The 14,142-nt window shown below is 58.1% G+C and carries 11 protein-coding genes; 1 reads left to right on the top strand and 10 read right to left on the bottom strand.

Annotation, left to right across the window (positions count from 1 at the left end):
- Positions 1–6: 6 nt before the first annotated feature.
- From sthA to Q668_RS06310, 10 genes are all read right to left on the bottom strand, one after another.
- The gene (gene sthA, locus Q668_RS06355; RefSeq protein ID WP_022988784.1) at positions 7–1,398 is read right to left on the bottom strand and encodes a Si-specific NAD(P)(+) transhydrogenase; all 1,392 of its coding nucleotides are present in this window, start codon (positions 1,396–1,398) and stop codon (positions 7–9) included.
- A 73-nt stretch (positions 1,399–1,471) separates the two neighbouring features.
- Positions 1,472–1,714: a (Na+)-NQR maturation NqrM gene (gene nqrM, locus Q668_RS06350; protein ID WP_022988783.1), complete on the bottom strand. Its 243-nt coding sequence runs from the start codon at positions 1,712–1,714 to the stop codon at positions 1,472–1,474.
- Between the two features lie 12 nt (positions 1,715–1,726).
- A complete protein-coding gene (locus Q668_RS06345; RefSeq protein WP_022988782.1) occupies positions 1,727–2,785 on the bottom strand; it encodes an FAD:protein FMN transferase in 1,059 nt (352 codons plus the stop codon).
- 9 nt (positions 2,786–2,794) lie between these two features.
- Positions 2,795–4,021, bottom strand: a complete 1,227-nt coding sequence (gene nqrF / locus Q668_RS06340; RefSeq protein WP_022988781.1) for an NADH:ubiquinone reductase (Na(+)-transporting) subunit F — start codon at positions 4,019–4,021, stop codon at positions 2,795–2,797.
- Between the two features lie 37 nt (positions 4,022–4,058).
- A complete protein-coding gene (gene nqrE, locus Q668_RS06335) occupies positions 4,059–4,667 on the bottom strand; it encodes an NADH:ubiquinone reductase (Na(+)-transporting) subunit E (RefSeq protein ID WP_022988780.1) in 609 nt (202 codons plus the stop codon).
- Entirely contained in the window at positions 4,667–5,332 is a 666-nt protein-coding gene (locus Q668_RS06330) for an NADH:ubiquinone reductase (Na(+)-transporting) subunit D (protein WP_022988779.1), read from the bottom strand. The genes nqrE and Q668_RS06330 overlap by 1 nt, the downstream gene beginning before the upstream one ends.
- A 2-nt stretch (positions 5,333–5,334) precedes the next feature.
- Positions 5,335–6,138: a Na(+)-translocating NADH-quinone reductase subunit C gene (locus tag Q668_RS06325; RefSeq protein WP_022988778.1), complete on the bottom strand. Its 804-nt coding sequence runs from the start codon at positions 6,136–6,138 to the stop codon at positions 5,335–5,337.
- On the bottom strand, positions 6,131–7,339 hold the full coding sequence (locus Q668_RS06320; protein ID WP_022988777.1) for an NADH:ubiquinone reductase (Na(+)-transporting) subunit B: 1,209 nt from the start codon (positions 7,337–7,339) through the stop codon (positions 6,131–6,133). Before Q668_RS06320 ends, Q668_RS06325 begins: the two co-directional genes overlap by 8 nt.
- A 4-nt stretch (positions 7,340–7,343) precedes the next feature.
- Positions 7,344–8,690, bottom strand: a complete 1,347-nt coding sequence (locus tag Q668_RS06315) for a Na(+)-translocating NADH-quinone reductase subunit A (protein ID WP_022988776.1) — start codon at positions 8,688–8,690, stop codon at positions 7,344–7,346.
- 243 nt (positions 8,691–8,933) lie between these two features.
- On the bottom strand, positions 8,934–10,403 hold the full coding sequence (locus Q668_RS06310) for a glyceraldehyde-3-phosphate dehydrogenase (RefSeq protein WP_022988775.1): 1,470 nt from the start codon (positions 10,401–10,403) through the stop codon (positions 8,934–8,936).
- A gap of 181 nt (positions 10,404–10,584) precedes the next feature.
- Between Q668_RS06310 and mfd the strand changes: the two genes are divergently transcribed.
- Positions 10,585–14,127, top strand: a complete 3,543-nt coding sequence (mfd, locus tag Q668_RS06305; RefSeq protein ID WP_022988774.1) for a transcription-repair coupling factor — start codon at positions 10,585–10,587, stop codon at positions 14,125–14,127.
- The last annotated feature ends 15 nt before the right edge of the window (positions 14,128–14,142 follow it).

The following is a 14,142-nucleotide window of genomic DNA, read 5'->3' as shown; positions in this document are numbered from 1 at the left end:
GCCTGGTCAGAAGATTCTGTTCAGGCCGTTCAGTGCAGCTACCCGGTAGGCTTCCGCCATGGTCGGGTAGTTGAAGGTGGTGTTGATGAAGTAGTTCAGGGAATTCGCTTCCCCTTCCTGGTTCATGATGGCCTGGCCGATGTGTACGATCTCGGCTGCCTGGTCACCAAAGCAGTGAATGCCCAGGATTTCACGGGTTTCACGGTGGAACAGGATCTTCAGCATACCGACCGCTTCACCGGTAATCTGCGCTCGGGCGAGGTCTTTGAAGAAGGCCTGGCCTACGTCGTAGGGCACCTTGGCTTCGGTCAGCTCCCGCTCGGTTTTACCCACTGAACTGATTTCCGGAATGGTGTAGATGCCGGTGGGCACATCGTTCACAAAACGGAAATACTCGTCCTGGGTAATATCGGAAGAGGCCGCACGGCCCTGGTCGTAGGCAGCACTGGCCAGGCTTGGCCAACCGATTACATCACCTGCAGCGTAGATATGCTCTACCTCGGTGCGGTAATGGTCATCCACTGCCAGCTGGCCGCGGCCGTTCGGCACCAGGCCGACATTTTCCAGGCCCAGGTTCTCGGTGTTGCCGCTACGGCCGTTACACCACAGGAAGGCATCGGCACGGATTTTCTTGCCGGATTGCAGCGACAGTACCACGCCGTGGTCGTCGCCCTTCACCGATTCATACTGCTCGTTATGGCGAACCAGCACACCGTTGTTACGCAGGTGGTAGCTCAGCGCATCAGAGATTTCGTCATCCAGGAACGACAGCAGGCGGTCACCCGGGTTGATCAGGTCTACTTTCACACCCAGCCCGGCAAAGATGGACGCGTATTCTGAACCGATAACGCCGGCACCGTAGATAATCAGGGTACGCGGGGTGTGGGACAGGTTCAGGATGGAATCCGAGTTGTAGATCCGGTGATGGCGGAAGTCTACATCGGGCGGCAGGTACGGGCGGGAGCCAGTGGCAATGATCGCCTGTTTGAAGTGGATGGTTTCCACCGATTTGTTGCCACGAATTTCCAGCCGGTGCGTATCAACAAACGAAGCACGGCCGTTGATCAGGTCTACCCGGTTGCGGGAGTAGAACTGGGTGCGCAGCTTTACCTGCTTGCCAATGACCTTCTGGGCGTTCTGCAGCACACGGGGGAAGGAGAACCAGCGCGGCTCGCCGATGTCCCGGAACATCTGGTTGGTGTTGAAGGTGATGATCTGCTTGACCGAGTGCCGCAGCGCCTTCGACGGGATGGTGCCCCAGTGGGTGCAGTTACCGCCAACGGTGGGCTTGTCTTCAATGATGGCGACGCGCTTGTTGTGCTTGGCCGCGTTCATTGCCGCCCCTTCCCCGGAAGGGCCGGCGCCGATCACGACTACGTCGTAATGATGCTCTGCCATGTGCGCAGTGACTCCTTATCTACGTCTTGAGTGCGTAGCTGTCGTTATAGTGATTGTAGGTGACCCGTTGCGGTTACTTGTCGGCTTTGCTGGCGTCGTAGGCCAGGTCTTCCATCTTTGCCGGCTCGTCGGAGCCATTCCGGCTCTCTTCACACTTCTGGGTGTTACCACCGCAAATATCGCAGGAAGCACTGATACCCAGGGCACCAATACCACCACAGGTTCCGCTGATCGGCTTGCGACCGAAAATAACGCCGATCGACATGCCGGCAACCAGCAGTACCACAATAAACAGAACTAAAAGAAAGGTACCCATTACTGCCCTCCTTTACTGGACAACGTAAGACGAGAATGCCGGTGTCTGATGGGTTTCAAAACCGTTGTCTCCCCTTACGATAAAGTATGCGGGAATGTTTTCCCGAGTTGCCAGGCTCGCAGCGCGCTCATAACCCATCACATTGAATGCAGTCGCCAGTGCGTCGGCTGTCATGCAATCATCCGCCAGTACGGTTACCGATGCCAGTTTGTGGCTTATCGGTTTGCCGGTATCAGGGTCAATTGTATGGGAATAGCGCTGCCCTTGTGATTCGTAATAGTTACGATAGTCGCCGGAGGTTGCCATGGCCTGGTCCACCAGTGCCACTATCTTGTTCACCTGCCGGCCCTGGCTTGCTTCTTCGGCCGGTTCTTCGACTGCCAGCCGCCACACCTCGCCGCCAGGCTTCTTGCCGCGGGTGCGCACTTCTCCGCCGATTTCCACCAGATACGCCTCGACACCCTCCTGATCAAGATATCGGGCAACGGCATCTACCCCATAACCCTTGGCAATGCCGGAAAGGTCAATGTACTGGGGCTCCGTGCTGCGGATTGCCCGGACCTGTTCGTCGAGCTCCAGGTATTCCCAGCCGGTCACGGCCATCACCTCGGCGAGTTCCGCCTCTGAGGGTGACTGCTCCCTTCGGGCCTGCGGGCCAAAGCCCCACAGGTTCACAACGGGGCCGATGGTGACATCGAAGGCGCCGTCGGTCATGGCCGATATTTCCTGGGCGCGCTGTATCACCTCAAACAGTGCCGGCGACAGCTCTGTCCACTGGCTTTGGTCTTTCTTGCTGTTGAGTCGCGACAGCTCGGAGTCCTTCTTCCAGGTAGACATGGCACCGTCCACTTCGTTCAGGGTTTGTTCAATGCCCTGCGCCAGAGTTTGCAACCGGGCTTCGTCTTCGGGCAATACCACGTTGATATGATAGGTGGTGCCGAAAATGCCGCCGGAGATCTCCCAGATTTTTTCCTCGTCCTGAAACGAGCAACCCGCCAGGGCAGCCATAACCAGCGCCCAGAAAGCGCTGATTATAACCACCCTGGCGGGCTTCATCTTGCCGGATGTCATTTGAGTGAATTAACCCCCGAAATCATCCAGCATGATGTTTTCGTCTTCTACACCAAGGTCTTTCAACATCTTGATGACAGACGCGTTCATGATTGGGGGCCCGCACATGTAGAACTCACAGTCTTCCGGAGCCGGGTGGTCCTTCAGATAGTTTTCGTACAACACGTTATGGATAAAGCCGGTCGGGCCTTCCCAGTTATCGCTCGGCAGCGCGTCAGACAACGCCACGTGCCACTCGAAGTTCTCGTTCTCGCGGGCCAGCATGTCGAAATCTTCTACGTAGAACATTTCGCGCACACTACGGGCACCGTACCAGAAGCTGATCTTGCGCTTGGAGTTCAGGCGCTTGAGCTGGTCGAAGATGTGGGAGCGCATGGGCGCCATACCGGCACCACCACCGATGAACACCATTTCCGCATCGGTATCCTTGGCGAAGAACTCACCAAACGGTCCCATTACGGTTACCTTGTCACCCGGCTTCAGGTTGAACACGAAGGTAGACATGATGCCCGGCGGATGATCAGTGCCAGGAGGCGGTGTGGCAATACGGATGTTGAACTTGAGAAGACCCTTCTCTTCCGGGTAGTTCGCCATGGAATAGGCCCGGATAGTGTCTTCCTTGTTCACGCCCTTGTAGCGCCAGATGTCGTGCTTGTCCCAGTCTTCGTGGAACTCTTCCTCGATATCGAAATCCTTGAAGTTGATTTCGTACGGAGGGCACTCCAGCTGTACATAACCGCCAGCGCGGAAGTCTACCTCCTCGCCTTCCGGCAGCTTCAGTACCAGTTCCTTGATGAAGGTGGCCACGTTGTGGTTGGAGATAACCTCGCATTCCCACTTCTTCACGCCGAAGAACTCTTCCGGTACTTCGATCTTCATGTCCTGCTTTACAGGAACCTGGCAGGACAAGCGCCAGCCTTCTTTCTCTTCACGGTTGGTGAAGTGGGTCTTTTCGGTAGGCAGCATGGCGCCGCCGCCGTCCAGAACCTTACATTTACACTGAGCACAGGTACCACCGCCACCGCAGGCGGAAGACAGGTAGATACCGCTGTTGGCCAGGGTACCCAGCAGCTTGCCACCGGCACTGGTTTTTACCGTGTGCTCGGGGTCGTCGTTGATCTCAATAGTCACATCACCGGTGCTTACCAGCCTGGAGCGGGCCGCGAGGATAATCGCCACCAGCGCCAGAACGATAACGGTGAACATGACCACGCCGAGAATAATTTCTGTATTCATGGTCTCGCCTTTTCGTTAAACCGAATCACCGGGTGAATTACAGGGAGATGCCGGAGAACGACATGAAACCCAGAGACATCAGACCCACAGTAATGAAGGTGATGCCAAGGCCACGCAGTCCGTTCGGGACATCGCTGTACTTGAGCTTTTCACGGATACCTGCCAGGGCGATGATAGCCAGGGCCCAGCCAACACCGGCGCCGAAGCCGTACACCACACTCTCGCCAAAGGTGTAGTCACGCTCAACCATGAACAGTGACGCACCCATGATGGCGCAGTTAACCGTGATCAGCGGCAGAAACACACCCAGGGCGGAATAAAGGGCCGGGATGTATTTATCCAGCACCATTTCCATGATCTGTACGATCGCGGCAATAACTCCGATGTATGTCAGCAGACCCAGGAAGCTCAGGTCTACGTTCGGCAGGCCGGCCCATTCCAGGGCGCCTTCCCGCAGGATGCCGTTATACAGCAGGTTATTCACCGGTACGGTGACGGTCAGAACCACAACAACCGCAATACCCAGGCCGGTGGCCGCTTCGATCTTCTTGGAGATCGCCAGGAACGTACACATCCCCAGAAAGAAGGCCAGCGCCATGTTTTCAACGAAGATCGCCTTCATCAAGAGGCTCAGATAATGTTCCATCAGAAGGCCTCCTTAACGGTATGGCGGGACATTTTGTAGTCCGGCTCTTCAACCTGCTCCGGTTTCCAGGTACGCAAACCCCAGATGGCCAGGCCAATGATGAAGAATGCGCTCGGCGGCAGCAGCAGCAAGCCGTTGGTTACATACCAGCCACCGTCATTCACGGTCGGCAGCAGGGTAATGCCGAACAGCGAGCCGGCACCCAGCAGTTCACGGAAGAACGCTACGAACAGCAGGATAATGGAGTAGCCCAGACCGTTACCTATACCGTCCAGGAAGCTGAGCAGCGGCGGGTTGGTCATGGCGAAGCCTTCCGCGCGGCCCATAACGATACAGTTGGTGATGATCAGGCCAACGAATACCGACAGCTGCTTGGAGATCTCGTAGGCGTAGGCCTTGAGGATCTGGTCTACCACGATTACCAGGGAGGCAATGATGGTCATCTGAACGATGATCCGGATGCTGCCCGGAATCTGGGCACGCACCAGGGAGACCGCCAGGCTCGAAAACGAAGTTACTGCGATAACCGCCAGGCACATAACGATACTGACGCTCATGCTGGTGGTTACCGCCAGCGCCGAACAGATACCGAGGATCTGCAGGGCAATAGGGTTATTGCTGAAAATTGGTTCGAAGAGAACCTGTTTGGCTGATGCACCGGCCATGATCAGACCTCCCCTTCACGAAGTTTTTTCAGGAACGGGGCGAAGCCGCGCTCACCCATCCAGTAGTTCACAAGCTGCTCTACGCCGCGGCTGGTCAGTGTGGCACCAGAGAGCGCGTCAATCTTGTGTTCCCGGTCTTTGGTGTCGGAGCTTACGCCACCTTTCACCAGGCGAATCTGTGGCTCGGAGGGGTTATCGGCATAAAGCTCTTTACCCACCCACTGCTGTTTCCAGCGCGGGTTGTCCACTTCGCCACCCAGGCCCGGTGTTTCGGCATGAGCGTAGAAACCAAGGCCTTCGATGGTGTTCAGATCGCCTTCAAGCGAGACGAAGCCATACAGGGTAGACCACAGGCCGTAACCGTGAACCGGCAGTACCACACGCACCAGGTCACCGTTCTCGCTCAGGGTGTAGATCTTGGCGATGTTCGGGCGACGCTTGATGCCGGCTTTGTCTTCAGACGCCGGGATGTTGGTAGACATCGCGGGATCGGAAGCGGCCTTGTACATGTCGTACTTCATGGGGTCTTCAACGCCAACGGCAGAAGGCTCCACGAAATCACCGGTATCGAGGTCCACCAGGCGAACGTCGAAACGCTCGAAGGTCTGCTCGATCTGCTCGGCGCTGGCGCCTTGCTCAAGCATGCCGGCAGCCGACAGAATGTTGGTTTTGATGTCCAGGTTCTGGTTCTGGATCTGCGCCGGGCGCAGCAATACAGCTGCGGTGGAGACCACTACCGAGAAAACAATACTCAGTACGAGCGCAACCATCAGGGTTCTGGAGACGGTATCTTTAGCTTTAGCCACGAGCAAGCCTCCGTTTGATGTTGGCCTGAACCACGTAGTGGTCCATCAGCGGCGCAAACAGGTTAGCGAACAGGATCGCCAGCATGATGCCTTCCGGGAACGCCGGGTTGATCACACGGATCAGCACGGTCATCACACCCACCAGGATGCCGAAGCACCAGCGACCGGTGTTGGTCATGGCGGCAGACACCGGGTCCGTGGCCATGAACATCATGCCGAAGGCAAAGCCACCCATCACAAGGTGCCAGTGTGCCGGTACGCCAAACATCGGGTTGGTTTCAGAACCGATGATGTTCAGCAGCACAGACATACCGATCATGCCGATCAGCACACCACCGACAATGCGGTAAGAGGCAATCTTCATGCCCAGGAGAACCAGGCCGCCGATCAGAACCGCGATGGTGGAGGTTTCACCCATGGAACCCTGGATGGTGCCGACAAACGCGTTCATCCAACCGATCTGGGCTTCCAGCGCTTCCAGGCCGCCAGAGGCAGCCCAGCTCAGGGCAGTTGCGCCACTGAAGCCGTCTACGGCGGTCCATACGGTGTCACCGGAAATCTGTGCCGGGTACGCGAAGTACAGGAAGGCACGGCCGGTCAGTGCCGGGTTCAGGAAGTTCTTGCCGGTACCGCCGAACACTTCCTTACCGATCACCACACCGAAGGTGATACCCAGGGCCACCTGCCACAGCGGGATGGTGGGCGGGCAGATCAGCGCGAACAGTACGGAGGTCACAAAGAAGCCTTCGTTCACTTCGTGCTTGCGCACGGTGGCGAACAGGACTTCCCAGAAGCCACCCACAATAAAGGTAACCGCGTAGATGGGCACAAAGTACGCCAGGCCATATACGAAGTTATCCCACAATCCGGCGCCAGCTCCGGTTACTGCCAGGGCAGTAATAAAGGCTTCACGCAGGCCGCCGTCGGCAATCTGGGCGCCGGCGTTGTCCGCCAGGAAGCTGTTGGCCTGGAAACCGATGTTCCACATACCGAAGAACATGGCCGGGAAAGTACACAACCACACAGTGATCATGATGCGCTTGAGGTCTACGCCGTCACGCACATGGGAGGTGGTCTTGGTTACGCTCGAAGGCGAGTAGAAAATAGTATCGACGGCTTCGTACAGGGCGTACCAGCGCTCGTACTTTCCGCCTTTTTCAAAGTGATGCTCGATTCCATCGAGAAACTGTCGGATTGCCATCGTATTAGCCCTCGATCTCGATTCGGGTCAGGTTCTCGCGGAGAATCGGACCGTATTCATATTTGCCGGGGCACACGAAGGTGCACAGCGCCAGATCTTCTTCATCCAGCTCCAGGGCACCCAGTTTCTGTGCCATTTCGGTATCACCCACAATCAGCGAACGCAGCAACTGCGTTGGCAGAATATCCAGTGGCATGATCTGCTCGTAGGCGCCTACCGGCACCATGGCGCGCTCACTGCCGTTGGTCGTGGTGGTGAAGTTGAACAGCTTGGCCGGGTTGAGCTTGGACAGATAGATGTTCAGCACAGAGAACTTGTTGGGGCCCGGAGACAGCCAACCCATGAACTCACGTTTGCTCTGCTCTTCCAGCACGCTTACCTGGTTGGCAAAGCGGCCGAGGTACGCACAGGGGCCTTCGCCGCGACGACCACCGAACACAGAACCGGAGATAGCACGAACCTGGCAGTCAGCCGCCACTTCGCCGTCCAGCAGTTCCTGCAGGCTGGCACCCAGGCGGGTACGAACCAGACGGGGTTTGGAAGCTTTCGGGCCACCGATAGCCACAATGCGCTCTACCGGCACTTCACCGGTTTCGAACAGCTTGGCGATGTCGATGACGTCCTGGTAGTTGATGGACCAGACAGTCTTGCTGGCAGATACCGGATCCAGGTGATGGATATGGGTACCTACGTTGCCGGCCGGGTGCACACCGTCAAACTGGTGTACTTCGATATTGTCGGCCTTGGGCACAGAAACATTGGCACCGGGCTTGCCGGTTACGAAGACCTTGCCGTTGGTCAGGCGGGAGATAATGGTCAGGCCTTTTTCAAAAGCCTTGCTGTTCTCGCCGATGATTACGGTGGGGTCTGCCGCCAGGGGGTTGGTGTCCATCACAGACACGAAAATGGAATTCGGTGCGGAATCGATTTCCGGAACCTTGCTGTAGGGCCGCGTGCGGAAAGCTGTCCACAGGCCGGACTCTACCAGGTTATCGACCACCTGCTGGCGTTCCAGGCCGGCAAGGTCCGAATCGTTGTAACGGGCATAGGTTTCCGCATCGTTGCCATCGATTTCGATAACAACAGACTGGAATACACGACGCTCACCGCGATTGATTTCTTTCACCACGCCTGCGGCTGGTGAAGTATAACGAACGCCCTCGGTCTTCTTGTCCGTGAACAGCAGCGTACCGCGCTTGACACGGTCTCCCTCTTTCACAGCCATGGTCGGCTTCATGCCGTGATAGTCAAAACCGATCAATGCCACGTGGCGAATCGGCTTGCCATCTGTAATGGTCTGTTCGGGAGCGCCGCTGATGGGAAGATCCAGGCCTTTTTTGATCTTGATCATTAGCCTCGTCCAATCATCAGAAACTGTTTCTGTGGATTATTAACGCCCGGCCCCCTGCGGCCCAGGAAAGGTTGAGAAACGGGGTGCCAGACATACCCAAAATCGCGCCAATTATAGAGATTAAGGAAACCTATTTCCACCGGTAACCAAAATGGTTTTAGCGGCCCCTTAACGCAGGAAAGCCCCGGTAACTTACGCTACCGGGGCCGGTCCGATCACTTCTCGAGGAAGCGGCCTACGACTTTAGTCGCGGGTGCGCTTCGGGAAGATCGGGTAGGTTACGCCGGCCATCTGGTTAACGCAGCGGATAACCTGGGCGCTGTAACCGAACTCGTTGTCGTACCATACGTACAGGATCAGGCGCTTGCCGTTGGCAATGGTGGCCTGGGCATCCACAACACCGGCGTGGCGGGAGCCTACGAAGTCGGTAGACACCACTTCCGGAGAGTTCACGAAGTCGATCTGCTTCTGCAACTCGGAGTGCAGGGCCATGTCGCGCAGGTAGTCGTTTACCTTATCCGCTTCAACGTCTGACTTCAGGTTCAGGTTCAGGATCGCCATAGACACGTTCGGAGTCGGAACGCGGATAGCGTTACCGCTCAGCTTGCCCTTCAGCTCCGGCAGGGCCTTGGCAACAGCCTTGGCAGCACCGGTTTCGGTGATAACCATGTTCAGGGCCGCACTACGACCACGACGGCTACCCTTGTGGTAGTTGTCGATCAGGTTCTGGTCGTTGGTGTAGGAGTGAACGGTTTCAACGTGGCCGTCTTCAATGCCGTACTCGTCGTTGATGGCCTTCAGTACCGGGGTAATGGCGTTGGTGGTACAGGAGGCAGCAGACAGGATCTTGTCTTCGTCGGTGATCCAGTCGTTGTTGATGCCGTAAACGATGTTCTTGATGTCGCCCTTGCCCGGCGCGGTCAGGATGACGCGGCTGACACCCTTGGATTTCAGGTGCAGGCCCAGGCCATCTTCGTCGCGCCACTTACCGGTGTTGTCGATCACGATGGCGTTGTGGATGTCGTACTCGGTGTAGTCCACCTTGTCCGGGCCATCGGAGTAGATCACCTTGATGAAGTTACCGTTGGCGATCAGCGCGGAGTTTTCTTCGTCTACGGTGATGGTGCCGTCGAACGGACCATGCACGGAATCACGGCGCAGCAGGCTGGCACGCTTTTCCAGGTCGTTCTCAGCGCCGCCCTGACGAACCACAATGGCACGCAGGCGCAGGTTGTTACCGCCACCGGCCTTCTCGATCAGGATGCGGGCCAGCAAACGGCCGATACGGCCAAAGCCGTACAGGACCACGTCTTTGGTTTCGTTTTTGGAGTCTTCTTCAGACTGGCTGGCGTACTGGCCAACCACCGGGCCGATTTCGCGCTTCAGGAATTCAGCGAGGTCGCCGCCTTCTTCCTTGAATTTAACGGCCAGCTTGCCGATATCCACGTGGGCACGGCCCAGTTCCAGCTTGTCCATTTCCTGCAGGATAGGCAGGGTGTCGTGAACAGACAGCTCGCTGTGCTCAACCTGGCGAACAAAGCGGTGGGCACGGATGATGTCGATCACAGACTGGTTGATGATCGCGCGGCCGTAAACAGACGTAACAACGTTGTTTTTGCGGTACAGGCGGCCGATCAGCGGAATCATGGCTTCCGCGGTGGACTCTCTCTCTGTCCAGTTGGACAGGTGCTGGTTGATCTGCTCGTGACTCACGGTTGGGACCTCGTTTAGCACAGGGAATAATTTGAGGCGCGTATTATCCAACTTAACGGCGCCTACGGCAAATAGGTTTCTGCCCGACCTTCGTCGCCCGGCCATGACACTGTCACCCCCGAACGCTAGAATAGCGGCCGCTTTCGCTTCCGATGCGCCAACCCAGGAGATTTGCCAGCCCATGCCCCAAGGTTCCGCCCGCTCCTTTACTGCCACAGCCCTTATTGCGCCCGTGGCGCCGGAAAAACCGTCAGACCACCGAAAGTGGGGGCAGCTGGCAGGTTGCAGCGACGCCCTGGCCATCTGCGAAAGCGCGAGGGACCATAAAGGTCTGACCTTGGTGATCACCCGCAGCACCGATGACGCCATCCGGCTGGAACAGGCCATCCGGTTCTTCCTGAACCTGCCACCGGAAGAAGACGGCGCCGCCATTACCGAAGACGGGCTGGAATTGCTGTCACTGCCAGACTGGGAAACCCTGCCCTACGATCTATTCTCGCCACACCAGGACATCACCTCCCGGCGAATCCGCACCCTGCACCGCCTGCCATCTACCCGGCACGGCATATTGGTGGTCCCGGCCCGCACCCTGATGCACCGGCTGGCACCCCCCAGCTACCTGCAGGGCAACACCCTGCTGCTGAAAGTCGGCCAGAACCTGGATATCGACAGCTGGCGCATGCAGCTGGAAGCCGCCGGCTATCACCACGCCGAAAATGTGTACGAGCATGGTGAATACGCGGTACGTGGAGCCATCCTGGACATCTATCCCATGGGCTCCAACCTGCCCTACCGGATTGACCTGTTCGATGATGAAATCGAAACCCTGCGCACCTTCGATCCGGAAACCCAGCGCTCCATCGACCGCATCGAGCAGATCGAACTGCTGCCGGCCCACGAATTCCCCTGGCATAAGGATGCCCGCTCCGGCTTCCGCAACCGCTGGTTCGAGCATTTCCCGAACGCAGACAAAGACTCCCCGGTGTATCAGGATGTCAGCAACGGCATTACGCCGCCGGGCATCGAGTACTACCTGCCGCTGTTTTTTGACGAAACCGCCACCCTGTTCGATTACCTGCCGGCCTCTACCCTGGTGTTCACGGCCGACGGCCTGAACGATGCCGTGGCGGCGTTTGATGCCGAAACCCGGGCCCGGCACGAAGACCGCCGCCATGACCGTTTGCGGCCTATCCTGCCGCCCTCGGAGCTGTTCCTGCTACAAGACGAGGTGTTCGGCCAGCTTAAGCCCCACCCCCGGGTAACCTGCGCCCCGGACCCGGTTGAGGGCGCCGGCAGCGCCAACTGCCACGCCGAAGCCCTGCCGGACGTGGCCATGGACGGACGGGCAGCAGACCCTGCCGGACGACTTAAACGGTTCATCAAGGAGTTTCCCGGCCGGGTACTGATCTGTGCCGAATCCTCCGGCCGGCGGGAAGCACTGATCGAAAACCTGGGTGACCACAAACTGAAACTGGCCACCGTCACCGGCTGGCAGGAGTTTCTGGAGAAATCCGACTCCACCCTGGCCATTACCATTGCCCCCATGGAGCAGGGCATGGTGCTGCCGGAACAGAACCTGGCGCTGATTACCGAAACCGCCCTGTTTGGCGAGCGGGTATTGCAGCGCCGGCGGCGCGAGAAGCCCACCGAGGTGGACGACCACGGTTACCGGGACCTGTCCGAACTGCGCATCGGCTCGCCGGTGGTGCATATCGACCACGGGGTTGGCCGCTATAAAGGCCTGGAAACCATTACCGCCGGCGGCCAGGCCGATGAATTCCTGATGCTCGAATACGCCGGCGGCTCGAAACTGTACGTGCCGGTATCCAGCCTGCACCTGATTTCCCGCTACGCCGGCACCGACGAAGAACACGCCCCCCTGCACAAGCTGGGCACCGATCGCTGGAGCAACGCCAAGCAGAAAGCACTGGAGAAAATCCGCGATACCGCCGCCGAACTGCTTGATGTGTACGCCCGCCGCGAAGCCCGCAAGGGCTTCCAGTTCGAAGACCCGAAAGAAGCCTACCGGGCCTTCGCTGCCGGCTTCCCGTTCGAGGAAACACCAGACCAGCAGGTGGCGATTCAATCCGTGTTCGAAGACATGACCGGCGAGCGCCCCATGGATCGCCTGGTGTGTGGCGATGTCGGCTTCGGGAAAACCGAGGTGGCCATGCGCGCCGCTTTCCTGGCCACCTGGTCCGGCAAGCAGGTGGCGGTACTGGTGCCCACTACCCTGCTGGCGCAGCAACATTATGAGTCGTTCCGGGACCGGTTCTCTGACACCCCGGTGACCGTGGAACTGCTCAGCCGTTTCCGCAGCGGCGCCCAGACTACCAAGGCCATTGCCGCCATTGAAGAAGGCAGGGCCGACATTGTCATCGGCACCCACAAGCTGCTGCAGGGCGATATCAAGTTCAAGAACCTGGGGTTGGTGATTATCGACGAGGAACACCGGTTCGGCGTTCAGCAGAAAGAAAAACTGAAGTCCCTGCGGGCCGAGGTAGACATGCTTACCCTCACCGCTACGCCCATCCCGCGGACATTGAACATGGCTATGGGCCACTTGCGGGATCTTTCGATTATTGCCACCCCGCCGGCCCGCCGGCTGTCGGTGAAAACCTTTGTGCGCCAGCGCGACGAATCCATGGTGAAAGAAGCCATTCTGCGGGAAATTCTGCGGGGTGGTCAGGTGTACTTCCTGCACAACGATGTTTCGACCATCGAGAAAACTGCCGAAGACCTGCGCCGGCTGATTCCCGAAGCCCGGGTAGGTGTGGCCCACGGCCAGATGCGCGAGCGCCAGCTGGAACAGATCATGTCGGACTTCTACCACAAGCGCTTCAACGTGCTGGTGTGTACCACCATTGTGGAAACCGGCATCGACATTCCCAGTGCCAACACCATTATTATCGAGCGGGCGGATAAATTCGGCCTGGCCCAGCTGCATCAGCTACGGGGCCGGGTTGGCCGCTCCCACCACCAGGCCTACGCCTACCTGCTGACGCCACCGCCCAAGAGCATTTCCAACGACGCAAAAAAACGGCTGGATGCCATTTCCGAAGCCCAGGACCTGGGCGCCGGCTTCATGCTGGCCACCCACGACCTGGAAATCCGGGGCGCGGGCGAGTTGCTGGGCGAGGAACAGAGCGGGCAGATTGAAAGCATCGGCTTCACCCTGTACATGCAACTGCTGGACGAAGCGGTAAAAGCCATCCGCGAGGGCCGGACGCCCAATGCGGAACTGCCCCTGAGCCACGGCACCGAGATGAACCTGCGCATTCCGGCGCTGATTCCGGATGACTATTTGCCGGATGTGCACAACCGGCTGATGCTGTACAAGCGCATCGCCAGTGTGCAGAACGAAGAAGAATTAAAAGAACTTCAGGTTGAGATGATTGACCGGTTCGGATTATTACCGGAGCCGGCAAAGAACCTGGTAAACCAGACCCGCCTGCGCCTGAAAGCAGACGCCCTGGGCATTGTAAAAGTGGACGCTGGCAAGGAATGGGGGCGCCTGGAGTTCGGCGCAAGCACGCCGGTGGACCCACTGGTGCTGGTTAAAAAAGTGCAATCCGCACCGGACACCTACCGGCTGGAAGGGGCCAACAGCTTCCGCTTCCGGCTGAATGATGATTCAACCAGTGGTAAACTCGACGCCATCTCAGCCATGCTCATGGAACTCGGGCCGGAGCAGAGCAAGCCGGCGCCGGCAAAGAAAGCCTGAGCCAACCCGAATCAG

It is taken from the genome of Marinobacter sp. ES-1 (assembly GCF_000475255.1).
Classification (GTDB): Bacteria; Pseudomonadota; Gammaproteobacteria; order Pseudomonadales; family Oleiphilaceae; genus Marinobacter; species Marinobacter vinifirmus.
This window is presented reverse-complemented; position numbering and strand designations above follow the sequence as displayed.

Coding starts and splice junctions, on each gene's coding strand:
- nqrE (WP_022988780.1), bottom strand. CDS start 4,667: ATGGAACATTATCTGAGCCTCTTGATGAAGGCGATCTTCGTTGAAAAC.
- sthA (WP_022988784.1), bottom strand. CDS start 1,398: ATGGCAGAGCATCATTACGACGTAGTCGTGATCGGCGCCGGCCCTTCC.
- mfd (WP_022988774.1), top strand. CDS start 10,585: ATGCCCCAAGGTTCCGCCCGCTCCTTTACTGCCACAGCCCTTATTGCG.
- nqrM (WP_022988783.1), bottom strand. CDS start 1,714: ATGGGTACCTTTCTTTTAGTTCTGTTTATTGTGGTACTGCTGGTTGCC.
- Q668_RS06315 (WP_022988776.1), bottom strand. CDS start 8,690: ATGATCAAGATCAAAAAAGGCCTGGATCTTCCCATCAGCGGCGCTCCC.
- Q668_RS06330 (WP_022988779.1), bottom strand. CDS start 5,332: ATGGCCGGTGCATCAGCCAAACAGGTTCTCTTCGAACCAATTTTCAGC.
- Q668_RS06320 (WP_022988777.1), bottom strand. CDS start 7,339: ATGGCAATCCGACAGTTTCTCGATGGAATCGAGCATCACTTTGAAAAA.
- nqrF (WP_022988781.1), bottom strand. CDS start 4,021: ATGAATACAGAAATTATTCTCGGCGTGGTCATGTTCACCGTTATCGTT.
- Q668_RS06345 (WP_022988782.1), bottom strand. CDS start 2,785: ATGACATCCGGCAAGATGAAGCCCGCCAGGGTGGTTATAATCAGCGCT.